We start from the raw sequence: 23,689 nt of genomic DNA on the forward strand, positions 1-23,689 counted from the left end.
CTGTCCGCGAAGCGTCCTACGGTTCCCCCATGACTGTCGAATGGACCACCGAACTGCACGACCAACTCGACTGGCACTGGCAGCACCACGTGCGTTCGCGCCTCGACGGGCTCGGGGACGACGAGTACTTCTGGCAACCGGTGCCGAACTGCTGGACCGTGCGCCCGCGTGCGGAGAAGCCGGACGGGCCCGGGACCGGGGACTTCACCGTCGACTTCGCGTACCCGGAGCCGGTGCCACCGCCCGTCACCACGATCGCGTGGCGGCTCTCGCACGTCATCGTCGGAGTGCTCGGCATGCGCGCCGCGTCGCACTTCGGCGGGCCGGCGATGAGCTACGAGACCTTCCCCTACGCCGGCACCGCGGCCGAGGCGCTCGACCAGCTCGACTCCGCGTACGACAGCTGGATCAAGGGCGTGCGGGGGCTCGACGCCGAAGCGCTCGCGCGTCCGGTGGGCAAGGCGGAGGGGCCGTTCGCCGAGTACCCGATGGCCGCGCTCGTGCTGCACATCAACCGCGAAACCATCCACCACTGCGCGGAAGTGTTGCTGCTGCGGGATCTCTACCGGAGCAAGTGACCCGACGACGGCCGGTCCCCCGACCGGGCCGTCGTACCCCCAGTGCCCCGAGCTAGCCGCGCACCTTGGGCAGGAGCGCGAATCCGAGCGCCATGCCCAGCAACGCGGGCAGGCCGTGGTTGTCGTGCACGAGCGTGTCGACGACCGCGAGCGGCGCCACGAGGATCGGCACCACGAACGCCTGCGTCGACAACTGCACGCCGTGGCGTGCCGGCGCCCGCAGCAGCGCCACGGCCAGTGCGCCGATGAGACCAGCGACGCACATCGAGTTGCCCGCGCCGACCGGCTGCAGCCAGACGTAGCTCATGAACTGGCCGAACAGCCCACACCCGAAGTACAGGACGAACATGCGCACGCGGCCGAAGTAGCTCTCCGCCAGCGTGCCGAAGATCGCCAAAACCACCAGGTTGAAGACGCCACCGAGCAGTCCGCCGTCCTGGAAGAACATGCCGGTGAGCAGGCGCCACCACTGCCCGGTGTCGATCGCCGCGCCGTCGCGCCGGACGTGCTCCAGCAGCCCCGGCACCGCGAGCTGGGCGACGAGCGCCGCCGCCGTGACGAGGAACACCGCGCCGGTGAGGACGGGAGCCCGGCGCGGGCCGATCCGGTCGAAGACGGCCACGAACGGGTTGCTGTGCCAGCGTTCCGAGGTCGGGTTGGTCATGCTCTGAACGTAGGTGGAGACCCGGCTGAGCACCCCGGACATTTGTCATGACACGGCCGGGGCATGCGTCATGAGGAATGAATCCCGGCCCGGATGACTCGAAACAGATGACCGCGAAAACCCGGAAAGGATCTTTATGCGAGCGACACTCATCTACGGCGCCGGCGACGTCCGAGTGGAGACGGTGGCCGACCCGAAGGTGGCCCAGGCGACGGACGCCGTGGTCCGCGTCGTGCGCTCCTGCATCTGCGGCAGCGACCTGTGGCCGTACGGCGGCATGCCCGCGCAGGAGAACGGCAGGCCGATCGGCCACGAGTTCCTCGGCGTCGTGGAGGAAACCGGTGCCGACGTGACGAGCGTGCGCAAGGGCGACCTGGTCGTGGCGCCGTTCGTGTACTCGGACAACACGTGCGAGTTCTGCCGCGAGGGGCTGCAGACCTCGTGCCTGCACGGCGGCAACTGGGGCGTCGACGGCGTGGACGGCGGTCAAGGCGAGGCCGTGCGCGTACCGCAGGCCGACGGCACTCTCGTGAAACTCCCGCTGGCACTTGAAGAAACTTCCGACGACTTGCTCGCTTCACTGCTCACGCTGTCGGACGTGTTCTCCACCGGCCACCACGCGGCCGTGACCGCGGGCGTCGCGCCGGGCAAGGCGGTGACCGTGATCGGCGACGGCGCGGTGGGCCTGTCCGCCGTGCTGGCCGCGAAGCGCCTCGGCGCCGAGCACATCGTCCTCATGGGACGCCACCAGGCGCGCACCGACCTGGGCCGCGAGTTCGGCGCGACGGATGTCGTGGCCGAGCGCGGCGAGGAGGGCATCGCGCGCGTGCGCGAGCTGACCGGTGGCCACGGCACGCACACCGTGCTGGAGTGCGTGGGCACCAAGGCGGCGTTCGAGATGGGCCTCGGTGTGGTGCGCGCAGGCGGTGCGTTGAGCCGCGTGGGCGTGCCGCAGTACCCGGAGGGCCCGATCGGGCGCCCGGTGTTCACGCGCAACATCACGATCACCGGCGGCGTCGCCCCCGCGCGCCACTACATCCCGCAGCTGCTGCCGGACGTGCTCGAGGGCCGCTACCAGCCGGGCCGCGTGTTCGACCGGACGATCGGGCTGGCCGACGTGCCCGCGGGCTACCAGGCGATGGCCGACCGCGAGGCGCTGAAAGTCCTCGTGAAGCCGTGAGCTCGTGACGCCGTGACCGACGCGCCGTGTGAGCCCCGTAAGGGTGGGGGTTCACACGGCGCGCACCGGGCCCCCATACCTTGGTACGCATGGACATGATCACCCCGGAGCCGCGGCCCGCGTGGGTCGCCGGACGGGCGGAGCAGGGGGCCGGGACCCTCGTCGTGCGGCACCCGGTCGACGGCAGCGAAGTGGCGACCGTGGCGGTGCCTGGCGCGGAGCAGGTGGAGCGCGCCGTGGCGGCCGCCGCGGGCGTCGCGCGGGAGTTCCGCCGCTCCCCCGCGCACGAGCGCGCGGCGGCGCTGGAGCACGTGTCGCGCGGGTTGCGGATGCGGGCCGAGGAGATCGCCGAGGTGATCACCGCGGAGAACGGCAAGCCGCTCAAGTGGGCGGAAGCCGAGGTCAGCCGCGCGGTTTCGGTGTTCCGCATCGCTTCCGAGGAGGCGCGGCGATTCAGCGGTGACGTGCAGCGGCTCGACGCCGACCCGTCGGGCGACGCGCGGCTGGCGCTCACGCGGCGGGTGCCGCGCGGGCCTGTGCTGGGGATCTCCCCGTTCAACTTCCCGCTGAACCTGGTGGCGCACAAGGTCGCGCCGGCGCTGGCGGTCGGCGCGCCGATCATCGTGAAGCCGGCGCCACGCACGCCGTTGTCGGCGCTGATCCTCGGCGAGATCCTGGCCGAGACGGACCTGCCGGCCGGCGCGTTTTCCGTGCTGCCGCTGGGAAACGCGGAGACCCAGGCGCTGGTGGCCGACCCGCGGCTGCCCGTGGTGTCGTTCACCGGCTCGGGCCCCGTCGGCTGGTCGATCGCCGACGCGGCGCCGCGCAAGCACGTGGTACTGGAGCTCGGCGGCAACGCGGCGGCCGTGGTCCTGCGCGACTGGCCCGACCCCGAGGGCGCGGCACAGCGCATCGCGACGTTCGGCAACTACCAGGCCGGGCAGTCGTGCATCTCGGTGCAGCGCGTGATCGTCGACGCGGCGGTGGCCGAGGAGTTCGTGCCCGCGCTGGTGGAGGCCGTGGAGGCGCAGCAGACGGGCGATCCCTACGACCGCAACACAGACGTCGGCCCGGTCGTCGACGAGGCCGCGGCCGAGCGGATCATCGCGTGGGTCGAGGAAGCCGTGGCCGCGGGTGCGAAGGTGCTCACGGGCGGCACGCGCGAGGGCACCCAGGTCGCGCCGACGCTGCTCACGGACGTGCCGCCGGAAGCGCGCGTGTGGTCGGAGGAGGTCTTCGGGCCGGTGCTGGTGGTGTCCGTTGTGGACGGTGTGGACGAGGCCTTCGCGGCGGTCAACGACTCCGCGTACGGGCTGCAGACCGGCGTGTTCACCTCCGACGTGCAGCTGGCGTTCCACGCGTCGGCCGAGTTGGAAGTGGGCGGCGTGATCATCGGTGACGTGCCGTCGTACCGCGCCGATCAGATGCCGTACGGCGGCGTGAAGGGCTCGGGCGTCGGGCGCGAGGGCGTGCTGTCGGCGATGAACGACCTCACCGAGGAGCGGGTGACGGTGTTCACCGGGGTGGATCTGTAGGACTCGTGGGTGCCGGTCTCGCGCCGGCACCCACGAGCTCGTTACGCGGACTGGGCGAACTTGAGCACGCCGTCCGGGTCGTAGGTCTTGGCGACCTGCTCGAGCCGGTCCGCGTTGTCGCCGTAGTAGGCGGTTTTCCAGTCGGGCATGGCGGGATCGAGGTAGTTGACGTAGCCGCCGCCGGCGCCCGCGTCGGCGAGGCCGCTGACCACAGTGGACACGGACTTGGCGACGGTGGTGTGGTTGCCGGTGGTGGCGGGCGCGTAGACCTGGATGCTGGCCAGCGCCTTGCGGTGTGGGAACGCGGTGTCGGCCGGGGCGACGTCGGCGACCGCGCCGCCGAGACCGTCGATGAGCAGGTCCATGCCCTTGTGGCCGGCGGCGAGGTCGCTGACCTTCCCGCCCGCCACCGGGTCGGTGATGATCCGCGACGAGGCCACGAACGTCTGGCGCGCGGAGCTGCCGGAGAAGTAGTTCATGGCGCCGCCGTAGCTGAGGCTCTTCATCGTGCGGCTGGACGGCGACGCGTTGAGCTTGCCCAGCAACGCGGTGAGCTCGCTGGTGCCGCCCACGAACGCGCCGCCGACGCGGCACGCGACCGGCGAACCGCCCGATACGACGAGGTTCGACCAGAGCTCGGGCGGGGTCGTCGGCAGCCACTGCTGCCACGCGTCGAGCACGTCGCCCGCCGAGCCGCCCGGGAAGTGCAGCGAGAACACCGTGATGCCGGGCGCGGGGTCGGTGCGGAAGGTGAACGACGTGACGATGCCGAAGTTGCCGCCCCCGCCGCCGCGCAGGGCCCAGAACAGGTCGGGCTCGGAGTCGGCGCTCGCCGTGCGCAGCTTGCCGTCCGGCGTCACGACCTGGGCGGAGACGAGATGGTCGCAGGTGAGGCCGTACTTGCGCGCCACGACGCCGATACCGCCGCCGAGGGTGAGCCCGGCGATGCCGACCGTCGGGCACGAGCCGGCGGGCAGGCAGCGGCCGGCTTTGGCGAGCGCCGCGTAGACGTCACCCAGCCGCGCGCCGGCGCCGATCACGACCTGGTCGCCCTGGACCTGGACGCTCGACATGCTGCCGACGTCGACGATCAGGCCGCCGTCGGGCACGGAGTAGCCGGCGTAGCTGTGGCCCCCGCTGCGCGCGGCGATCGGCAACCTTCCCGCCGCCGCGCCGAAGCAGGCCTGCACGTCCTCGGGCTTTTGCACCTTCGCCACGGCGGCCGGGGTGTGGCCGTCGAACAGTGGGTTGAAGCCGCGCTTGGCGTTGCCGAAGCCGCTGTCGGCAGGCAGCACGAGGTCACCGCTGAGCTTGCTCCTCAACGCGTTCCAGTCCGGCGGCCCGGACGGCTTCGTCGACGGCGGCGGTGCTGTTGTCGTCGGCGTTGTCCTCGCCGGCGGCTGCTGCGGCGGCGCGGAGTTCGGCGCGCACGCTGCCGCCACCGCGCCGAGCGTGGTGAGCCCGGCGGCCCGCAGCAACGTCCTTCTCCCGACAGTCATATTGATCAGACGTTCCGGACACCAGGGTGGTTCATTCCGTCGCCCGAGCGGGTGTCAGGAGCAGATCGGGTAATCCGCCAGGAACCCACCGAGATCGGGGTCGGCCTCGATCGCCTTGCGGGCCCGCTCGACGTCGGAGTGCACCTCGTCGGCCGCGGCGTGCAGCGCGCGCTTGAACTGGTCGTAGTCGGTGGTGGGCAGGTTCTGCGTCGTCTGCTGCGCCTGGTCGAGGGCGGTGTCGAGCTGGGTGTAGATCGCGGTCAGCCGGTCGCGCACGGCACCGGCCGGCGCTGCGGCGACCTGGGCCGCGTTCTCACGCAGGTAGGTGGCGATACTCCGCACGCTCTGCGCGGCGATGGCCCTCGTCGACTCCATCCCGGACGTCGTGGACGACGGGTACATGTCCGTCGCGGCCGGCAGGAACGACAGGTACTGCTCGGTGTTTCTCGGGTGCGTGCAGAAGTCGTCGACCCACTGCCGGGCACGGGGATCGGCGGGCGGCGCGCTGGAAACGGGCGACGGCTTCGGCGGTGCGGCCGGCGGGGGTGGTGCGGGAGTCGAGCAGGCCGAACCGGCCAGCACCGTGACCAGCACGGTCACGACCGGACCAAGGTGCATCCACTGCACTTTCCGCACTTGATCAGTGAAGCACGTCACCGCTGCCGGTGATCAGAGGAGGCAGGTACCGGCCGTCGCCATGAAGCGTTGGGTGGCCGAGTCGGCGCCGATGGTCTTCCGCGCGGTTTGCAGCGCGGCTTCAACCTCCTTCGAGATCGCCAGTAGCGCGGTGCCTAACTGGGTGATCTCGGTGTCCGGCAGCTGGTCCACGTGGTGGCGGCCTTGGTCAGCGCGTCCTCCAGCTTCCGGTAGGTCGCGACCAGCCGATCACGCGCCGCGCTGGGCGGCGCGGCGGCGACTTTGGCCGCGTTGCCGTGCACGGTCTGGACCAGGTCGTCGGTGACTGCGCGGCGCTCTGCTTGTCCTGCTCGCGCTGGGCGAACGTGCTGGTCAGCTCGCCCTGCGTGTAGGCCGCCCGCGTGCCGAGGTTCGTCAGCTCCGCCCGGTCGGCCTTGGGCGCGCTGCAGAGGGCACCCACCCAATGCCAGGCCAGGTCTTCGGCCGGCGAAAGGGTCGGCGCCGAGGGCTCGGGCGGGGCGGGCGGCGGACTCGCTGCGCAACCCGAGGCCACCGCCAGCACGACCACGATCGGCAACCACCAGGCCGTTCTCACGAGCAGACCGGGTGGTCGCGCAGGAACCGCGCCGTGCCCGGCTCAGCGGCGAGGACCTGGCGCGCCGCTTCGAAAGCGGCGTGGACCTGGCCGGCGGCGGCCGCGAGCCGGGGGCCGAAGGTGGCGGCGGCCGCGGGCGACAGGGCGGTGACGCGCTGCTGGATGCCGAGGAGGTCGGTCCGCAACTGGGTGTACACGCCGGTCAGGCGGTCGCGCGTGGGGCTCGGCGCCGCGCTGGTCACGGCGGCCGCGTTGGAACGACGTCGACCAGCGTGTTGAGGTTCTGCACGGCGCTCTGCTGGGCTTTCTGGCGCTCGGCGGGGGTCGCGTCGGCCATGGCCCCGTAGGGGATGTCGTTGTAGCCGGTGTTCTTGAGGGCCGGCAAACGCCGCCGAAGGGCCGCTGCAGAACTCGCCCACCCAGTGGTAGGCCAACCGCCTCACACCAGGGACTTGAACTCCGGCACGGGGCCCGCCAACGCGTCACCGGGGCCGCGGCCCGAGAGCCACGCCAGAAGGTCGCCGGGGGTGCCCGTGACGAGGCCGGCCGAGCCGTCGGCCATGGTCCACGTGTGGGTGCCGTCGGTGAGACGGATCGGGGGCAAGTCGCCGAGGTACATGCGGATCATGTTGGCCACGACGTCGTCGACGTAGCCGCCCAGCAGGGCGCACGCGCTGGTGAAGTCGTGGCCGGCGTCGAGGTCGACGAGGTGGATGGTGGTCTCGGCGAGGCGCAGCGTCAGGGCGTCGGCGCCGGTGATGGGCTGGCCGCCGCGGCCGCGGACGGGCGCGGTCCACGCGTGGTCCGGCAGCGTCGAAGCCAGGTCCACGAGCCGCTCCCCCGACGCGACGACGTCGGCGAGGATCTCGGCCGAGCCGCGGGCAGCGCCGGCGGCGATGTCGTCGTCGCGGGCCGTGCCGGGGCCGTACATGGGGTGCTCGACCCCGGTGGACGCCCAGGTCAGGAGGTTGCCGACGGCGTCGGCGTTGCGAGCGAGGTGCGTGAGCAGGTGCGCGCGTGTCCAACCGGGCAACGCGCTCGGCGCGCGCACCGCGGTCTCGTCGAGGGAGCCGATGACCAGGGCCCACTCGTCCTGCAGTTCCTGCACGCGGGTCAACGCCGTTGTCGTCACCCGGCGATCGTAGGAGCTATCGACGGAGTGCGGCAGGGGCGTCGGAGGGAACAGCGGGATTCTTCGGTGCCACCGCGTCGAGCCGCGCGTAGGCCGCGTCCTGCCCCTGGCGCTGGTCCGCCTCACCCTTGTTGGGCCAGAACGAGAACGCCCGCTCCGCCTGCGCCGTGATCGTCAGCGACGGGTTCACGCCCAGGTTCGCCGTGATCGCCGAACCGTCCACAACGGACAGTCCCGGGTAGCCGTAGACCCGGTGGTACGGGTCGATCACACCGGATTCCACGCTGTCCCCGATCGGCACGCCGCCGATGAAGTGGGCCGTGAGCGGGATGTCGAAGATCTCACCCCAGGTGCCGCCCGGCATCCCGCCGATGCGCTCGGCCGTGCGGACGTTGGCCTCGTGCCCGGCCGGGATGAAGCTCGGGTTGGGCTCGCCGTGGCCCTGCTTCGACGTGTACTTGCGCCGCCCGAAGAGCCCGGGCCGCGTGTACGTGGTGATGGAGTTGTCGAGGCTCTGCATCACCAGCAGGATCACCGTGCGCTCGCTCCAGCGGTAGCCGTTGAGCAGCTTCGCGGACTGCAGCGGGTGCTTGACCAGGAACGTCAGCGCCTGCCGCCAGCGCGGCACCGGCGAAGCGCCGTCCGTGGAGACGGTCTGCAGCAGGCTCATCGCGTTGCTGCCCTTGCCGTAGCGCACGGGCTCGATGTGGGTGTTCTCGTCGGGGTGGATCGACGACGTGATCGCGACGCCGCGGCTGAAGTCGCGCGCGGAGTCCACCGCGGTGCGCGCGGCGCCGATGATCGCCTCGGAGTTCGTGCGCGTCAGCTCGCCTAGGCGCCGCGACAGCCTCGGCAGCGCGCCCGTGTCCTTCATGCGGTGCAACAGGTTCTGCGTCCCCCAGGTCCCCGCGGCGAACACGACCTGGCCCGCGGTCACGGTGGTGCGGAAGCGCTTCGAGCGCGTGCCGGTCTTCTGCAGCGTCACTCGGTAACCGTCGCCCGCCGGCTCGACCGACGCGACGGTGGTGAGCGGGATGACCTTCGCCCCGTCCCGCTCGGCGAGGTACAGGTAGTTCTTGACCAGCGTGTTCTTCGCCCCGACGCGGCACCCCGTCATGCAGGCGCCGCACTCGGTGCAGCCGACGCGGTCAGGCCCGGCGCCGCCGAAGAACGGGTCGCGCACGGTCTCGCCGGGCTTGCCGAAGTACACCCCCACCGGCGTCGGGTGGAAGGACTCGCCCACGCCCATGTCCTCGGCGACGTCGCGCATCACCACGTCGGACGGCGTCATCGTCGGGTTCGTGACCACCCCGAGCATCCGGCTCGCCTGGTCGTAGTGCGGCGCGAGCTCGGCCTCCCAGTCGGTGATGTGCGCCCACTGGCGGTCGGCGTAGAACGGCTTCAACGGGCGGTACAACGTGTTCGCGTACACCAGCGACCCACCGCCGACGCCCGCGCCGGCCAGCACCATCACGTCGTTGAGCATGTGGATGCGCTGGATGCCGTAACAGCCGAGCTGCGGCGCCCACAGGTACCGCTTGAGGTCCCACGACGTCTTCGCGAACTCGTCGTCCGCGAACCGCCGCCCCGCCTCCACCACGGCGACGCGGTAGCCCTTCTCGGTGAGCCGCAGCGCCGCCACGCTGCCCCCGAACCCGGACCCCACCACGACGACGTCGTAGTCGGGCCCGCCCTGCGCTGTGGTGGTGTTACTGGCAGTCACAGGTCCGAGCGTAACCCGGCGATGTCCTTCTGACCAGAGGTAAGTTACTCGCCGGTTACATCGCCGAACCGCGGAAGCCGAGCTCGGCCAACCGATACGATGCCCGCCGATGACGGTGAATTCGGTCCGAGCCCGGAGGCGGGCCGGCGCGGCGAGCCAGGCCGGCGTGAAGGTGCGCCTGCGGGAGATCCGTCCCGCCGACCACCGCGTGCTCGCCGGGTTCGACCGCGACGCGGCACGCGGCCACGACCTGCGCCTCGGCGGCTACCGGCATTGGGCCGCGCACCGGGGCCGCGCCGCAGATTCAGGCGACGACTTCCACTTCGCCATCGAGGCGCGGCACAGCCGGGCAGTGGTCGGGTCCATGTGGATCCAGGCCGATCCGGCGACGCGCCGCTTCAGCTACGGCATCGGGATCGGCCCGCAGCACCGCCGTTGCGGATATGCCGCCGACGCCGTCACCGTGCTGCTCACGGTCATGTTCGAGCAGCACGGCTACCGCGAGTGCGTGGTGAGCGTGAACGGCGCCAACTTCGCTTCCCTTGCGCTGCACGGAGAACTCGGCTTCCGCGAGGAAGGCCGGCCGCGCGACACCGAGCTGCGCCACGGGGAAGTGCGGTATCCCGTCCTGATGGGACTCACGGCGGCCCGGTTCGCCGCGCACCAGCCGGCCGGGCGCGGTCCCCTGCGCCCCGAGCGTGGACGGCACTGGCGCACCCCGCGCCGAGGCCGGCACTGGGCGTCTCGCACGGCGTCCTGAAAGTCGTGAAAGAGGCCCCCACGTCCAGGACGCGGGGGCCTCGGCAAGCGACGATCAGCGGCGGACGGTCAGTCCGACCCGCTGGAACTCCTTCAGGTCCGAGTACCCCGTCTTCGCCATCGCGCGACGGAGGGCCCCGAAGAGGTTCACCACGCCCTCGGCGTCCGAGGACGGGCCGAAGAGCAGCGTCTTCAGGTCCACCGCGTAGTCGGAGTCCGGGCCGGCGACGACGCGCGAGCGGGGCAGCGACGGGTGCGCCGCGGCGGCGGTCCAGTAGAGGCCCTGGCCGGGAGCGTCGGAGGCGGTCGCCAGCGGCGCGCCGAGCATCACGGCGTCGGCGCCGCAGGCGATGGCCTTGGCGATGTCGCCCGAGGTGGTCATGCCGCCGTCCGCGAGGACGTGGACGTAGCGGCCGCCGGTCTCGTCGAGGTAGTCGCGGCGGGCGGCGGCGGCGTCGACGATGGCGGTGGCCATGGGGACGCCGATGCCGAGCACGCGGTCGGTGCTGGTGACGCCCGAGGTGTAGCCGTGGCCGACGATCACGCCCGCCGCGCCGGTGCGCATGAGGTGCATGGCCGTGCGGTAGTCGCTCACGCCGCCGGCGATCACCGGCACGTCGAGGCGGCCGATGAACTCCTTGAGGTTGAGCGGTTCCGCGTCGCGCTGCACGTGTTCGGCGGAGATGATCGTGCCCTGCACCACGAGGATCTCGACACCGGCGGCCAGCAGGTCGGGGGTGAGCTCGGCGGCGTGCTGCGGGCTCACGCGCGCGGCCACCGTGACGCCCGACTCACGGACGGTCTTGATGGCCTCGCTCAGCAGGTCGAGCCGGACCGGCGCGGCGTGCAGCTCCTGCAGCTCGCGGACGACGGCCGCGGGGTCCTCGGTGTCCTCCGCGGCGCGGACCAGCCGGAAGATGGCGTCCTCGACGTTGGCGTGGCGCGCCCACAGGCCCTCGGCGTTGAGCACGCCCAGACCGCCCAACTCGCCGATCGCGACGGCCGTGCCCGGCGACACGATGGCGTCGGTCGGATGCGTGACCAGCGGCAGGTCGAAGCGGTAGGCGTCGATCTGCCACGAGGTCGACACCACCGACGACGACCGCGTGCGCCGCGAGGGCACGATCTCCACGTCATCGAGGTCATACGCCCGCCGCGCGGTGCGACCCATCCCGATCTCGACCAGATCCCGCACGTGATGTCCCTTCTCGCACCGACGACAACGCCGTCCATTGTCGCTAGTCCGCGTGGGTGACCAACGCACGGGGCCCGTACTGCGCTGTTTTTGCCAATCCGACCACAGCCACAGCGGAGACCGCCGGCTTGCACAAGCACGTCCGGTTGGGCGTCCGCCTACTTTTGGCCGGATTGGCAAGGGGCTGACAACCGCAGGTTGTGCACCGCGTCACGAGGTTGTTTGCCACCGCCGTTTCGCGCGCTGTTGGATGCGTCGGACGACGACAGGGGGACCAGAGTGGCGCTGGGGCAGGACTTCCGACGGCTGTGGCTGGCGTACGCCACGAGCACCGCGGGCACGTGGCTCGCGCTCGACGCGTTCCCGTTCATCGCCGTGACGGTGCTCCACAGCAGCACCACGGAGGTCTCGGTGCTGGCCGCCGCGGGCCTGGCCGTCGGCGCGCTGATCGCCGTGCCGCTCGGGCCGTGGGTGGAGTTCCGGCGCAAGCGGCCGGTGCTGGTGGCGATGGATGCTGTGCGCTTCGTCGCACTGCTGACCTTGCCACTCGGCTACGCGCTGGGCGGGCTCACGTTCGGGCAGCTCGTGGCCGTGTCGGTGGTCGTGGCGGCCGCGAACATCGTGTTCACGGCGGCCAGCGGCGCCTACCTCAAGGGCATGGCGACGGGCGAGGACCTGCTCGTTGCCAACGGCCGGTTCGAGACCACGCAGTGGACCGCCACAGCCGTCGGCCCGCCTTCGGGCGGGGCGCTGATCGGCGTGTTCGGACCACTCACGACGGTGGTGCTCGACAGCGTCAGCTACCTGCTCTCCGCGCTCGCGATCGGCGCCATCCGCACGCCCGAGCCGCCGCCCACCGCGCGCCCCGCGACGGTCCGGACCAGGGACGTCCTCGACGGCTGGCACTACATCCTCGGCCACCCGCGGCTGCGCGCGTTGTTCCTCAACACGACGCTGGTGAACGGCCTGATCATGGCGACGTCACCGCTGCTCGCGATCCTGCTGCTGCGGGAGCTCGGGTTCGCGGCGTGGCAGTACGGGCTGGCGTTCGGCGTGCCGTGCCTCGGCGGGCTGCTCGGCTCGCGGCTGTCGCGCCGGATCACCGCGCGCTTCGGCCCTGAGCGCGTGCTGCTGGTGACGGGGACGCTACGCGTGATCTGGCCGGTCGCACTCGCCTTCACGCCGCACGGGCCGGCGGGGCTGGGGTTCGTGATGCTCGTCGAGTTCGGGCTGATCCTCACGATCGGCATCTTCAACCCCGTTTCGGCCACCTATCGGCTGCAGGAGACGGAGACCTCGCGCGCCGCCCGCGTGCTGTCCGCCTGGGGCATCACCGGCGGGGCGACGCGGGCCGCGCTGATGCTGGTGTGGGGCGCGCTCGGCGCGTGGCTCGGCACGCGCGAGGCGATCGGCCTGGCGGGGCTGCTGATGCTGGCCACGCCCGTGCTGCTGTGGCGGGTCAGAACAACGTCGCGCCCGCCACGGCCCCCACGACCGCGGAAAGCAGGCCCACCACCAGCGACACCCGCAGCGCCCGCTTCCCGCCCCGCACCATGAGGAACACCGCGTAGGCCAGCACGATCACCCCGATCACGCCGCCCCAGACGGGGCCGACGAACAACGAGGTGCGCACGATCGTCGTCTCGCCGCCGCTGCGCACCGCGCGCACCGCGCCGGAGTGGTCGGCCCGGGTGAGCTCCACGGAGGCGCCGACGCCGGCGTCGAGGCCCGGGTCGTCGCCGGAGACCTCGACGTCTTCGCCGATCTGGGTGGTAAACCGGACCACGTACCGGATCGTGCGGTCGCCGGCGCCGGGCACTTCGCGGCAGCTCACGACCTGCGCGGCCTCGACGTGCGCCGGTCCTCCGTACTCCACCACAAGACCCGCCGCGACGGTCGCCGGCACGGCGAAGCCGACGACGACCACGAACAACTCGGCGAGACGATCCGCTTTCACCGCACCACTCAGCCGCACCGCGGCCGTCGCCGTGAGGGGACAAATGCCGCTCGGCGCTCAGGGCCCCGAAAACCGCGTCAGAAGGAGACGCGCTCCACGGAATCCGTGCGCAGCACCGGCTCCTGTCGAAAGCAGCTTCTTGTAGTCGGTGCGGATCTGCTCGAGGTCGGTGTCGGCGTCCGGCTTGCCCGACATCCCGCCCGTCCCCTTCGAGAAAGATCAACGTCTCGAAGAGTGCCGGGACGGGCGGGATGTCGGGAAGATCCGTTCGGGCGGAGTTACCGCGCGGAGTAGTTCGGGGCCTCGACGGTCATCGTGATGTCGTGCGGGTGGCTCTCCTTCAGCCCGGCCGCGGTGATGCGCACGAGCTGAGCCTCCTGCAGCTGCGCGATCGTCTCGGCGCCCGCGTAGCCCATGCCGGCGCGCAGGCCGCCGACGAGCTGGTGCACGACGTTGGCGAGCGGCCCGCGGAACGGGATGCGGCCTTCGATGCCCTCGGGGACGAGCTTGTCCTCGTTGAGCACGTCGTCCTGCGCGTAGCGGTCCTTCGAGTACGACTTGCCCTGGCCGCGCGACTGCATCGCACCCAGGGAACCCATGCCGCGGTAGACCTTGAACTGCTTGCCGCCGACGAGGATCAGGTCGCCGGGCGACTCGGCGGTGCCGGCGAGCAGGCTGCCGAGCATCACGCTGGACGCGCCGGACGCGATGGCCTTGGCGATGTCGCCGGAGTACTGGATGCCGCCGTCGCCGATCACCGGGATGCCGGCCGGGCGGCAGGCCTGGTCGGCCTCGTAGATCGCGGAGATCTGCGGCACACCGACACCGGCGACGATCCGCGTCGTGCAGATCGAGCCCGGGCCCACGCCGACCTTCACGCCGTCCACGCCCGCGTCCACGAGCGCCTGCGCGCCCGCGCGGGTGGCGACGTTGCCGCCGACGATGTCGACGGTGTCGCCCAGCTCCTTCTTCAGCAGCTTGACGGTCTCGACCACGGCGCGGGAGTGGCCGTGGGCGGTGTCGACCATCAGCACGTCGACGCCGGCCTCGGCCAGCGTCATCGCGCGCTTGTGCCCGTCGGCGCCGACGCCTACGGCCGCGCCGACGATCAGGCGGCCGTCGGTGTCCTTCGTGGCGTTGGGGTACTGCTCGGTCTTCACGAAGTCCTTGACCGTGATCAGGCCGCGGAGCTTGCCCGCGCCGTCGACGATCGGCAGCTTCTCGATCTTGTGCCGGCGCAGCAGGCCGAGCGCGGCGTCGGCCGTGACGCCGACCTGCGCGGTGATCAGCGGCGCCTTCGTCATGACTTCGCTGACCAGGCGCGTGTAGTCCACCTCGAACCGCATGTCGCGGTTGGTGATGATGCCCACGAGCGAGCCGGACGCGTCGGTGACCGGGACGCCGGAGATGCGGAAGCGGGCGCACAGGGCGTCGACCTCGGCGAGCGTGTCGTCGGGCGAGCAGGTGACCGGGTCGGTGACCATGCCGGCCTCGGACCGCTTCACCACCTCGACGGCGGCGGCCTGCTCGTCGATTGGCAGGTTGCGCTGCAGCACGCCGATGCCGCCCTGGCGCGCCATGGCGATCGCCATGCGGGCTTCGGTGACGGTGTCCATGGCGGCGGAGACCAGCGGGACATTGAGGGTGATGTTGCGTGTGAGGCGGGTACTGGTGTCGACCCCGCTGGGCACCACGTCGGATTCGGCCGGCAGCAGCAGCACGTCGTCGAAGGTCAGGCCCAGCATCGCGAACTTGCTGGGCACGGGGGCGGTGATGCTTTCGCTGGTCATAGCGGGCGAAGGGCCTTCCTGGCGGGGGTGAGCGATCTGGCCGAGGGGCTGGCTGAGCCTTCCCCTCATGATATCCGGGGTTCACCCCTGACCCGGGTGGGTGGGGACGGGCGCCACACGGCGGGTACCGTGCAGGCCGTGCCGCACGACGTGTTGCCCCCCGACCCCTTCGCGGACGACCCGGACGATCCGGCTCGGGCGTTCCTCGATCCCGAAGACCAGCTGGACGAGCCCATCAGCCCGGACGAACGCACCGAGCTGCTGGCCGACCTCTCCGACCTGGCGGTGTACCAAGCCCTCCTGGAGCCTCGTGGCGTCCGCGGCATCGTCGTGGACTGCGGCGAATGCGACGAACCCCACTATCACGACTGGCACCTCCTGCGTGCCAGCCTCGAACAGCTCCTCGCGGACGGCCGCATGCGACCCCACGAGCCGGCCTTCGACCCGAACCCCGGCGACTACGTGAGCTGGGACTACTGCCGCGGCTTCGCCGACGGTGTGACGGCGAACGAGAGCGCGTACTGAGGTTTGTGGTTGCGTTGAACGGGCCCTGGTGAGACTGCTCACCAGGGCCGCTCTCGTCTGCGGCAGGGCCGAGCCGGGCCGGAGACGAGAAACGCCCCGGCCGGAGCCAGGGCGTTTTCGAGGTGAGGTCTTACGGGTTCTCCGACGAGCTGTTCTGACCGCCGGCACTCCCGCTTTCCGAGGATTCGTTGCGGGGGCTGACGCCGCCGCTGCCGGGGTCGTTGCCCGTCGCGTTGCCCGTGGCGTCGGTGGGTGTCGTGGGCGGCGTGGGCGTGTCGGTGGTGGTGTCCGGGGGCGGCGGAGGCGGGGGCGGCGGCGCCGTGACGCTGGTCGTGTCCGGTTGGCTGGTGGAGCCGGTGCCGGGCAGGGACGTCGGCTGGCCGCTCGACTGCTGCGACGCCGTGTTGGCCGGGTTGTTGACCGGCGGCGGCGTGGACGGGTCGTTCGGCGGGTTCTGGCCCGTGGTGGGCACGGCGGGGGCACCGAGCTGGGCGGCGAGCTGGCGGTGCTGCTCGAGCAGCTGGTCGCGGTTCTCGTCGTCGGTGACCTGGTTCAGGGCGGCCTGCGCGTCGTCGAGGGCCTTGCGGGCGTCGGCGAGGCGGTTGTCGGCCAGGGCGAGGTTCGCCTTCTCGAGGTCGAGCTTCGCCGCCGCGGCGGCTTCGACCGAGTGGGCGTGGTCGGTGTAAAGGACCTTCGTCAGGCCCCACAGCGTGTCGCCGGGCTGGGCGTCACGTGCGGCGAGGCCGGTGCCGGCGAACGCGATGGCCACCGCGGCGCACGCGGCGGCGACCGGCACCAGGATGCGGCGCCGTCGGCTGCGGTCGGCGCGTTTGCGCGCCAGCGAGGCCGTCTTCACCGTGGTGACGGCGGTGTCGACGTCGACCAGCTCGGCCAGCGGCTCGCTGTCGATGTCGCGGCGCCAGGCGAGCAGCAGCGCGTTGAGATCCTGGTCGCCGAGCCCGTCGGCGATGGCCGGGTCCGTGCCGCCGAGTGCGTCGAGCAGTGCGTCGTCGGCCTGGATGGCCGTGAGATCACCGTCGGCCTCCGGGTCGTAGGCCGTCATGCCGCTCGTGAACGCGGACGGCGACAGGTCACGATCGTCGTCGTGATCGGTCACTCAGATCACCTCCTCGGCGGCGAGCACCTTACGCAGGCGAGCAAGCGCTCGGTGCTGGGCCACTCGAACGGCACCCGGGGTCGACCCGACGGCCTCCGCGGTCTCTTCCGCCGACAAGCCCACCACGACGCGCAGCACGACGATCTCGCGCTGTTTGTCGGGGAGCACTTGCAGCAGCTGCGCCATCCGTTCGTTCAGCTCGCCCTGCAACGCGCGCTGTTCCGGACCGACGCCGACCTCGACCTCGTCGGGGACCTCGGCCACCGGTTCAGCCCGGTTGCGGGCCGCCGCGCGGTGCGCGTCGGCGACCTTGTGCTGGGCGATGCCGTAGACGAAAGCCAGGAACGGGCGGCCTTGTTCACGGTACGAAGGCAATGCCGTGAGCACCGCGAGACACACCTCCTGCGCAACATCGTCTGCCGAAGCGAACGAACGCTCCTGCCTGCCAACTCGAGCGCGGCAATACCGCACTACCAGGGGGCGGATGGCCGCCAGCAGCCGATCGACTGCCTGGGGGTCTCCCTCCACGGCAGCGGCGACCGGCTCATCCAATCCGTCCCCCACATTGGCCATCGCAGACAACAGTCCCAGTGTTACGTGTAGGCGTGCAAAGAATCCGGCGCGTGGTCATCGTGCCCCGCCCGCCGGTGACAGTTACCGTACCGTCGGCGACCTTTCCGACAACCGCCAGAGGTGGTCACCGGTGTGCCGCGTCCGTGGACCCGGCCGCACCGCACATGTCGACCAGAAGACCAACGAGCGGCTGACCTGCGGGGTACGGCTTGCTGCCCGGGAGGGTGGCGCCGGCTGGGGAGCCTGCCCGAGCGGTGGGGACGAAGGCGACGAACGTGACAGGTGACACATTTGTCACCGATGACACGGGTCAAGACCCGAGGACACAGGTACGGGCCAGGGCGGCAACCCTGGCCCGTCGTCACCGTGGCGTCAGAACGGACAACCTGTCACGCGGAGCGTGGTTTAGCAGTTACTGATTTCAGGACGCAGCGCTCAGGACACGAGGCCACGGCGGAAACCGTGGGCCACGGCCTGGGCGCGGTCGCGGACGCCGAGCTTGCGGAACAGCCGCCGCGCGTGCGTCTTCACCGTGTCCTCGGACAGATAGAGCTCACGGCCGATCTGGCCGTTGCTCTTGCCCTGGCTCATGCCGCGCAGCACCTGCAGCTCGCGCTCGGTGAGCTGCACGCCGGGGTCCGACGGCTGGCGCGGCGCCGGAACCGAGGTGCTGGCGAGCGTGTGGGCCAGTGCGGCGACCAGCTCGGGGCGCGAGGCGTCCCAGCGGAGGTAGCCGCGGGCACCGCCGGCGATGGCGGCAGCGATGCTGCCGGCGTCGTCGGGGGCACCGAAGACGATGACATTCGCCTGGGGGTTCGCGGAGACGAGCCGCCGAGTGGCTTCGACGCCCGTCGGGACCGCGCGCTGCGTCCCGACCAGCACGACGTCGACCGGCTGACGGGTGTACCGGGCCAACAGCTCGTCACCGTGCGCTACGCAGTCGATGCGACTGACCCCAGGGACCGCGGACATCACACGGGTGAGCCCTTCGCGGACACTGCGTCGGTCGTCGCAGATCAAGACCGTCGTCACGGGGTTTCCTTCCTGCAGCCGGGTGACATTCCACTTCCCCTATCGGACGCTTTAGCCCGAACCTTGACACGATCCGGTGGCTTTTTTTGAAGTTTCTTAGCCCGGATGCCGGAACGGCGTTTCCAGAGGGCTCAACCCGGCCTCTCGGGCACCCATGGTGAATCCTCTGCGATCCGCATCACGCAAGGATCTGCGTGCCGTAACACTGCGTGCAACACCTCAAGGCTTCTGAATCGATACTTCTCGGCGTGTCCGGGGTCCAGATCGGCCGCCACGCGTGTCGCCACCCAAATAAGTGAATGGAGTTCGTATTTCTCGGCGGCCATGGCGGCATTTGTGACGACGTCGAGTGCAGTAGCGCGTTGCTCCGGTTCCCCGGCCGTCGCGAGTGAGACTCCGAGCACGATGTCGGATTTGACGACGTGGCGAGACGAGCCGCGCACCCGCGCGGTTTCCGCAGCTCGCCGCGCGGGCGCGATCGCTTCTCGCGGGCGGCCGGCGGCCAGCTCGATCTCGGCCCCGACCCAGCCGCCGCGGACGGTCGCGCGCCACCGGTCGTCGGCCTCCGCCGCGCGGGCCGCCAGACGCCGGGCGGCGGCGAGGCGGCCCAGGGCGAGGTTGTCGGCGGCCAGGCCGAGCAGGGCGTCGGCTCGCGCGCCGGCCGCGTCGAGGCCGTCCGGATCCACGCGAGTCGCGCCGGCACCGTCGAGGGCCACCAGCGCCTCCCCGTCCAGCGCCCGCGCGGCGACGTGCCCGCCGAGCTGACGGCGGTGCGACGCCAGCGTGGTCGCGGCCAGCGAGGCCACCACCGGGTCGGCACCCCGGCGCAGGTCGGCCAGCGCGGTGGCCGCGGCGGCGTAGCGGCCCTGGGCGCCGAGCACGACCGCGGCCAGCAGCCGGTGCCGGGGCGCGGCGGAGCGCGGCGCCGTGACCGGCACCAGCGGCGGCACGAGATCGCCGAACGCGAGCTCGACGAGAGAGGTTCGGAGCACGGGACCTTTCTAGCGCCCCGCCCCGACAAGAACGTGCTCGACGCGGCCCGCGGCGGCGGGCAGATCGGCGAGCAGCTCGACCTTGTCGGGCAGCGTGGCGACGTCCCAGCCGGGCCCGCACGCGAACAACCGGCTGCGCTGGCGGCCGCGCGACACCCGCGCGAACAGCCGCGGGTCCCCCACATCGCGCCGGTGCGCCCACAGCACCACCGCGGCGGGCGCGCTGCGTCGCACGGCCACCGCCAGGACCTCCGCGGGCAGCGGCACGCCGAACAGCTGCGCGCCGATCCGCCGCCCGGCCAGCGCGGCCGCGAGCGCGTAGACCGGCATGGTGTCCCGTTCCTCCGGCACGCACGCGAGCAGCACCGGACGCAGGTTGAGCGGCGCGTCGAGCACGGGCGTCGCGCGCACGAGCGCCGCGTACACGCACTCGGCCAGCAGGTACTCGACCTCGGCGCCGGCACTGACCCCGCGCCAGCGCGCGCCGAGCGCCGTGAGCACCGGCTCGACCACGCCCGACCACGCGGCGAGCACGCCTAGCTCGTCGAGCGCCTCGGCCAGCATGCGCTGCACGGCGCCGACGTCCATGGCCAGCGCGGCCGTGCTCAGGCGCCGGGCCAGGCGCGACGGGACCTCACCGTCGGCGGGCGCGGCGTGTGCCGGGGTCGCGAGTTCGTCAGCGGGCTGGACGATCTCCGCGCGCGGCATCTGCTGCAGCGCGTAGCGGGCGGCTTCGGCCGTCGAGGCGCCGCGGAGGAGGGCGCGCTGCATGAGCTCGAGGCGGTCGATGTCGGAGCTGCCGTAGCGGCGGTGCCGGCCGTCGGTGTGGCGGCTGGGGCCCAGCCCGTAGCGACGGTCCCAGGTACGGAGGGTCGACGGGGCGACCCCGAGCCGGCGAGCGACCGAGGCCACCGGCAGGGTGGGTTCTCCTTCACGCGCTCCGGATCCCACCCGGCCAATATCCAGGCCCGCGAGAGTCACGGCAACCGGAGCCAAAACCCCTGCTCACCATTCCGGGGGATGCCTAACGGCTGAATCATCCCGAAGCCCTTGAACAACTATTGGCGCGCTTCTAACGTTACCGCCGTTGCACCGAATGGAGTATCGGCACCACAGCAGAGCAGCTAATGGCATCGACCGGATGACGGAGGCGGTCAGGATGGCAGACACGCGCAGGCTTCCCGGTCCCAACGCGGACATGTGGGACTGGCAGCTGGAGGGGTCGTGTCGGGGGATGGACAGCGCGGCGTTCTTTCACCCGGACGGCGAGCGGGGGCCGGCTAGGGCACGCCGCGAGGCCAGGGCGAAGGCGGTCTGCCTGGCCTGCCCGGTGCTGGACATGTGCCGGCGGCACGCACTGGCCGTGCACGAGCCCTACGGGATCTGGGGCGGACTGTCCGAGTCCGAGCGGGAGAACCTGATCAAACAGGACAAACGAGTGCTGAGCATGTCCGGCGGCTGAGCGCGATCACGAACTCGCGACAGGGGCGGTGTCCACTTCGGACATCGCCCCGGTGTCGTTTCCGGGGTTTTCCGGCCAGCACGTGAGGGCGGTGTCGATGACCGCCGTGAGCTCCGGCAGGCCGGCACCGTCGCGGGCCTGCACGGACAGGCCGAACAGGACGGTCGCGTAGTAGCCGCCGAGCGCTTCGACGTCGGTGGTCTCCGGCAGCTCGCCGGCCTCGACGCCGCGCCTCAGCCGGGTGCGGATCAGGTCCCGGACGTGGGCGCGGGCCTCGCCGAGAAGCTCGCACACGGGCCGGTTGGCGGGCGAGCAGTTCGTGGCGGCGAGCACGACCATGCAGCCGGTGGGGTGCGCAGGATCGACGTACACGCGGACGTTGTCGCGCAGCATCGCTTCAACGGCGGCGCGGGCCGTCGGCTCTTCGGCGAGCGCGCGGGGCGTGTGGCTGCCGTAGGTGGCGCTGTACTGCTCCACCGCTTCGCGGAACAGCGCCTCCTTGCCACCGAAGGCCGCGTACAGACTGGGCGGGTTGATGCCCATCGCGCCGGTGAGGTCGGCCAGCGAGGCGCCCTCGTAGCCGCGCTCCCAGAAGACGAACATGGCCTCGGTGAGCGCGCGTTCCCGGTCGAACGCGCGCGGCCGGCCGCGCGGTGACATGGACCACCTTCTTTAGTGAGCGATACAGAAAAACTTGACGACGCCATCGTACGGCGTCTTTTATGTAGTCATCGATACAGAAAGGAACCTTCTGATGGGAACGCTGGACGGCAAGGTCGCCCTGGTGACAGGCGGCAGCCGGGGCATCGGCGCGGCGATCGCGAAGCGGCTGGCCGCGGACGGCGCCGACGTCGCCATCACCTACGAACGCTCGGCGGACAAGGCGGCCAAGGTCGTCACCGAGGTCGAGGAACAGGGCCGGCGCGGCCTCGCGCTGCAGGCCGACTCCGCGGACGCCGCCGCGGTGACCTCGGCCGTCGACCGTGTCGCCGAGGAGCTCGGCGGGCTCGACATCCTGGTCAACAACGCGGGCATCTCCATCGCGGGGCCGCTCGACGGGCTCTCGCTCGACGACATCGACCGCACGCTCTCGGTGAACGTGCGCGCCGTGCTGGTCGCCACGCAGGCGGCGCTGAAGCACCTCCCCCGCGGCGGCCGCGTGGTCTCGATCGGCAGCGACCTTGCCGAGCGCGTGCCGTTCCCCGGCATGAGCCTGTACTCGGCGAGCAAGGCGGCGCTGATCGGCTTCACCCGCGGCCTGGCGCGCGACCTCGGGCCGCGGGGCATCACCGCCACCGTGGTCCACCCGGGCTCGACCAACACCGACATGAACCCGGTCGACGGTCCCGCTTCGGCGGCCCAGGTGCCGCACATCGCACTCGGTCACTACGCGGAAGCGGCGGACGTCGCCGCGACCGTGGCCCACGTGGCGGGCCCGGACGGCCGCTACCTGACGGGCACGGCGATCACGGTCGACGGCGGGTTCACCGCCTGAGCCGCGGGGCGCCGGTTCCGGCCGGCGCTCACCGTGGCCGCGCCGCCAGTCCGGTCCAGAACCGGAGGGCGGCGCGGTCCAGCTCGAGGGCCAGCTGCGTGGCGTGGTCGGACGCGGCGGCGCCGTGCCGGGCGATGCGGCTGCGGTGCTGCTCGGCCTGTTCGGCCGCGAGCAGCGAAAGGCTCTCGGGGTCGGCGAGGTCGCTGAACGCGAGCTTGAGCCAGGCCACGCCGCGGATCTCGGCCGGCTCGGCGTCGGGCCGGCTCAGCCACTCCCGCAGCACGCGATGGCCAGCTTCGGTGACGCAGTAGGTCTTGCGGCGGCGGCCGGACGTCTCCTGGGCACCTTCGAGCAGGCCTTGTTCCTGCAGCTGGCCGGAAATCGCGTACAGCTGCGCGTGCGGGATGGGCCAGTACCGCCCGATCGAGCGGCGCAACGCCTGCTTCACCGCGTACGGCGTGGTCACGCCGAGCTGGGCGACCATGCCGAGCACCACGTAGGCCGTGGCGGAAAGCTCTCGCGTTCCCGAAGTCATCGGCGCCTCCAGTAGTTACATTGAGACTACTGGACGGCGTCGGGAAAACCGGCGGCCAGGATCTTCCGCACGCGATCGGTCAGGCCACGGCGCCGGCTGACGGCGAGCTGCAGGTCGAGCGGCGCGACCGGCACGTCGTGTCCGCGCCGGCGCACGTGGTCGAGGCGACCGGTGGGGCTTTGCTCGTGGGGCTCACCCGTCTCGTGGACGCCGGCGATCCACTCGATCACGCAGCCCGCGAACGCCCGCCCGCCACGGTCGGCGACCCAGCCCGTGAACTCGGTGACCGGCTCGACGAGCAGGTCTTCGAAGAGCCTGCCGGCGAGGTGGGCGTCGACGACGGAGAAGTCGAGGTCGCCGGGGCCGACGTCGATCCCGCGCACGGCCAAGGCGCCGGAGCCGTAGAGGAACCAGCTCAGGCGGCTGCCTTCGACGCGATCGAGGAAGATCTCCAGCGCGTCCTCCCACGGCACCGGGCGGCGGCGGACGCTCTGCAGCAGCATTTCCTCGAGGTGGCGGGCGAAGTTGGCGTGTGTGCGCCGGACGTCGCCGGTGGCGGACAGCGTGCGCAGGAACCGGTCGCCTGCGGGCGCGAAACCCAGGTGCACCAAGCGATTTTGGTAGAGCTGCACATTCGTGCGGACCTCGTAGGTCGCGCGGTCGCCGTCGACGTCGAGCGAAGTGGCGAGGTTCACGGCAGATCCCTTGGCGCACA

27 protein-coding genes are annotated in these 23,689 nt (G+C 71.6%); 8 read left to right on the top strand and 19 right to left on the bottom strand.

The annotated features are described in order from the left end of the window. Positions 1-29 precede the first annotated feature (29 nt). Entirely contained in the window at positions 30-578 is a 549-nt protein-coding gene (locus tag AB0383_RS13550) for a DinB family protein (RefSeq protein ID WP_364181840.1), read from the top strand. A gap of 52 nt (positions 579-630) precedes the next feature. Here AB0383_RS13550 and AB0383_RS13555 read toward each other — a convergent pair whose 3' ends face one another. Further along, entirely contained in the window at positions 631-1,242 is a 612-nt protein-coding gene (locus AB0383_RS13555) for a rhomboid family intramembrane serine protease (protein WP_366187210.1), read from the bottom strand. A 136-nt stretch (positions 1,243-1,378) separates the two neighbouring features. On the opposite strand from AB0383_RS13555, the gene AB0383_RS13560 reads away from it, so the two are divergent. Continuing rightward, positions 1,379-2,422 (top strand): alcohol dehydrogenase catalytic domain-containing protein, encoded by a 1,044-nt coding sequence (locus AB0383_RS13560; protein ID WP_366187212.1) that lies wholly within the window; start codon positions 1,379-1,381, stop codon positions 2,420-2,422. An 89-nt stretch (positions 2,423-2,511) separates the two neighbouring features. Then, positions 2,512-3,957, top strand: a complete 1,446-nt coding sequence (locus tag AB0383_RS13565; protein ID WP_366187214.1) for an aldehyde dehydrogenase family protein — start codon at positions 2,512-2,514, stop codon at positions 3,955-3,957. Between the two features lie 41 nt (positions 3,958-3,998). Here the strand turns inward: AB0383_RS13565 and AB0383_RS13570 are convergent, their stop codons facing one another. The 7 genes from AB0383_RS13570 to AB0383_RS13600 form a co-directional block, all read right to left on the bottom strand. Continuing rightward, positions 3,999-5,456, bottom strand: a complete 1,458-nt coding sequence (locus AB0383_RS13570) for an FAD-dependent oxidoreductase (protein ID WP_366187216.1) — start codon at positions 5,454-5,456, stop codon at positions 3,999-4,001. Positions 5,457-5,510: 54 nt separating this feature from the next. After that, positions 5,511-6,092, bottom strand: a complete 582-nt coding sequence (locus AB0383_RS13575) for a hypothetical protein (RefSeq protein ID WP_366187218.1) — start codon at positions 6,090-6,092, stop codon at positions 5,511-5,513. Between the two features lie 33 nt (positions 6,093-6,125). Then, entirely contained in the window at positions 6,126-6,284 is a 159-nt protein-coding gene (locus AB0383_RS13580; protein ID WP_366187220.1) for a hypothetical protein, read from the bottom strand. A 16-nt stretch (positions 6,285-6,300) separates the two neighbouring features. Beyond that, the gene (locus tag AB0383_RS13585; RefSeq protein ID WP_366187222.1) at positions 6,301-6,687 is read right to left on the bottom strand and encodes a hypothetical protein; all 387 of its coding nucleotides are present in this window, start codon (positions 6,685-6,687) and stop codon (positions 6,301-6,303) included. After that, on the bottom strand, positions 6,684-6,929 hold the full coding sequence (locus AB0383_RS13590; protein ID WP_364183213.1) for a hypothetical protein: 246 nt from the start codon (positions 6,927-6,929) through the stop codon (positions 6,684-6,686). Before AB0383_RS13590 ends, AB0383_RS13585 begins: the two co-directional genes overlap by 4 nt. Before the next feature lie 197 nt (positions 6,930-7,126). Further along, positions 7,127-7,819, bottom strand: a complete 693-nt coding sequence (locus AB0383_RS13595; protein ID WP_364183216.1) for a maleylpyruvate isomerase family mycothiol-dependent enzyme — start codon at positions 7,817-7,819, stop codon at positions 7,127-7,129. A gap of 16 nt (positions 7,820-7,835) precedes the next feature. Further along, positions 7,836-9,542: a GMC family oxidoreductase gene (locus AB0383_RS13600; RefSeq protein ID WP_366187225.1), complete on the bottom strand. Its 1,707-nt coding sequence runs from the start codon at positions 9,540-9,542 to the stop codon at positions 7,836-7,838. A gap of 172 nt (positions 9,543-9,714) precedes the next feature. Here AB0383_RS13600 and AB0383_RS13605 point away from each other — a divergent pair, with 172 nt between their 5' ends. Continuing rightward, positions 9,715-10,302 (top strand): GNAT family N-acetyltransferase, encoded by a 588-nt coding sequence (locus tag AB0383_RS13605; RefSeq protein WP_364183538.1) that lies wholly within the window; start codon positions 9,715-9,717, stop codon positions 10,300-10,302. A gap of 54 nt (positions 10,303-10,356) precedes the next feature. Here the strand turns inward: AB0383_RS13605 and AB0383_RS13610 are convergent, their stop codons facing one another. Further along, positions 10,357-11,496, bottom strand: coding sequence for a GuaB3 family IMP dehydrogenase-related protein (locus tag AB0383_RS13610; RefSeq protein ID WP_364183222.1), 1,140 nt, complete (start codon positions 11,494-11,496; stop codon positions 10,357-10,359). 279 nt (positions 11,497-11,775) lie between these two features. On the opposite strand from AB0383_RS13610, the gene AB0383_RS13615 reads away from it, so the two are divergent. Further along, the gene (locus tag AB0383_RS13615; RefSeq protein WP_364183225.1) at positions 11,776-13,053 is read left to right on the top strand and encodes an MFS transporter; all 1,278 of its coding nucleotides are present in this window, start codon (positions 11,776-11,778) and stop codon (positions 13,051-13,053) included. Here the strand turns inward: AB0383_RS13615 and AB0383_RS13620 are convergent. Then, positions 12,956-13,453 (bottom strand): hypothetical protein, encoded by a 498-nt coding sequence (locus tag AB0383_RS13620; protein WP_364183228.1) that lies wholly within the window; start codon positions 13,451-13,453, stop codon positions 12,956-12,958. The two genes, AB0383_RS13615 and AB0383_RS13620, sit on opposite strands and share 98 nt — an antisense overlap. A gap of 278 nt (positions 13,454-13,731) precedes the next feature. Continuing rightward, on the bottom strand, positions 13,732-15,243 hold the full coding sequence (gene guaB / locus AB0383_RS13625) for an IMP dehydrogenase (protein WP_220246151.1): 1,512 nt from the start codon (positions 15,241-15,243) through the stop codon (positions 13,732-13,734). A gap of 129 nt (positions 15,244-15,372) precedes the next feature. On the opposite strand from guaB, the gene AB0383_RS13630 reads away from it, so the two are divergent. After that, a complete protein-coding gene (locus AB0383_RS13630) occupies positions 15,373-15,768 on the top strand; it encodes a DUF5319 domain-containing protein (RefSeq protein WP_220247349.1) in 396 nt (131 codons plus the stop codon). A gap of 130 nt (positions 15,769-15,898) precedes the next feature. Here the strand turns inward: AB0383_RS13630 and AB0383_RS13635 are convergent, their stop codons facing one another. The 5 genes from AB0383_RS13635 to AB0383_RS13655 all read right to left on the bottom strand — a co-directional run bounded on the left by AB0383_RS13635 (position 15,899) and on the right by AB0383_RS13655 (position 20,433). After that, positions 15,899-16,831: an anti-sigma-D factor RsdA gene (locus AB0383_RS13635; protein WP_364183540.1), complete on the bottom strand. Its 933-nt coding sequence runs from the start codon at positions 16,829-16,831 to the stop codon at positions 15,899-15,901. Positions 16,832-16,885: 54 nt separating this feature from the next. Next, positions 16,886-17,458 carry a sigma-70 family RNA polymerase sigma factor gene (locus tag AB0383_RS13640; protein ID WP_220247347.1) on the bottom strand — a complete coding sequence of 191 codons (573 nt, stop codon included), beginning with the start codon at positions 17,456-17,458 and terminating at the stop codon, positions 16,886-16,888. 435 nt (positions 17,459-17,893) lie between these two features. After that, entirely contained in the window at positions 17,894-18,490 is a 597-nt protein-coding gene (locus tag AB0383_RS13645) for a response regulator transcription factor (RefSeq protein WP_020662719.1), read from the bottom strand. Positions 18,491-18,621: 131 nt separating this feature from the next. Next, on the bottom strand, positions 18,622-19,482 hold the full coding sequence (locus AB0383_RS13650; RefSeq protein ID WP_364183231.1) for a hypothetical protein: 861 nt from the start codon (positions 19,480-19,482) through the stop codon (positions 18,622-18,624). A gap of 9 nt (positions 19,483-19,491) precedes the next feature. Further along, entirely contained in the window at positions 19,492-20,433 is a 942-nt protein-coding gene (locus AB0383_RS13655) for a MerR family transcriptional regulator (RefSeq protein ID WP_364183234.1), read from the bottom strand. A 190-nt stretch (positions 20,434-20,623) separates the two neighbouring features. Here AB0383_RS13655 and AB0383_RS13660 point away from each other — a divergent pair, with 190 nt between their 5' ends. Then, positions 20,624-20,944, top strand: a complete 321-nt coding sequence (locus AB0383_RS13660; protein ID WP_364183236.1) for a WhiB family transcriptional regulator — start codon at positions 20,624-20,626, stop codon at positions 20,942-20,944. Between the two features lie 6 nt (positions 20,945-20,950). Here AB0383_RS13660 and AB0383_RS13665 read toward each other — a convergent pair whose 3' ends face one another. Continuing rightward, the gene (locus AB0383_RS13665; RefSeq protein ID WP_364183238.1) at positions 20,951-21,604 is read right to left on the bottom strand and encodes a TetR/AcrR family transcriptional regulator; all 654 of its coding nucleotides are present in this window, start codon (positions 21,602-21,604) and stop codon (positions 20,951-20,953) included. Between the two features lie 94 nt (positions 21,605-21,698). Between AB0383_RS13665 and AB0383_RS13670 the strand changes: the two genes are divergently transcribed. Beyond that, a complete protein-coding gene (locus AB0383_RS13670; protein WP_364183241.1) occupies positions 21,699-22,439 on the top strand; it encodes a 3-oxoacyl-ACP reductase family protein in 741 nt (246 codons plus the stop codon). Between the two features lie 28 nt (positions 22,440-22,467). Here AB0383_RS13670 and AB0383_RS13675 read toward each other — a convergent pair whose 3' ends face one another. Further along, on the bottom strand, positions 22,468-22,974 hold the full coding sequence (locus AB0383_RS13675; protein ID WP_364183244.1) for a PadR family transcriptional regulator: 507 nt from the start codon (positions 22,972-22,974) through the stop codon (positions 22,468-22,470). 26 nt (positions 22,975-23,000) lie between these two features. Continuing rightward, positions 23,001-23,669: a hypothetical protein gene (locus AB0383_RS13680; protein ID WP_364183247.1), complete on the bottom strand. Its 669-nt coding sequence runs from the start codon at positions 23,667-23,669 to the stop codon at positions 23,001-23,003. Positions 23,670-23,689: the final 20 nt, after the last annotated feature.

Origin of the sequence: Amycolatopsis sp. NPDC051373, from assembly GCF_040689465.1 — a bacterium.
Lineage (GTDB): Bacteria > Actinomycetota > Actinomycetes > Mycobacteriales > Pseudonocardiaceae > Amycolatopsis.